At 37.3% G+C, this 512-nt stretch carries 1 pseudogene; it reads left to right on the forward strand.

The window, feature by feature from the left end:
• Positions 1–12: 12 nt before the first annotated feature.
• Positions 13–512: pseudogene (locus tag ABD296_RS50385) on the forward strand (IS3-like element ISAba22 family transposase); the annotation flags it as partial.

Here is a 512-nt window from a genome sequence, read left to right on the forward strand (position 1 = left end):
CAGGAGTTTACCATGAGCAAGAAACACAAGACTTACACCACAGAATTTAAAGCTGAAGCCATCAAATTAATTGAAGCCAATCAAGGCAATGTCTCGGAAACAGCCAGACAACTTAGCATTTCAATGCAAACTCTTTCAAATTGGAATACCAAAGCAAAGGCTGGAACTTTAGCAGGTACAAAACAGTATTCACCTGATCTAAACGCTCTACTCGAAGAAAATAAAAAACTCAAACAACAGCTCAAAATAGCTGAAATGGAACGTGAATTTTTAAAAAAGGCAGCAGCGTACTTTGCCAAAGAAAGTCAGTAAGGTACGCCTATATGAAACAAAAAAGATATTCTTTTCCAATTACCTTAATGGCTCGATTACTTCATGTTTCAGTTTCATGTTTTTATGATTGGCTCAAGAGAGGCGTGAGCAAAAGAACGATTCAACGAAATCAACAGACGATATTGGTGAAAATAGCCCATGAGGAGACAAAGCAGAGCTATGGTTATATTCGATTAACC

This window comes from Actinomadura napierensis, from assembly GCF_039529375.1.
In the GTDB taxonomy this organism is placed as follows: Bacteria; Actinomycetota; Actinomycetes; order Streptosporangiales; family Streptosporangiaceae; genus Spirillospora; species Spirillospora napierensis.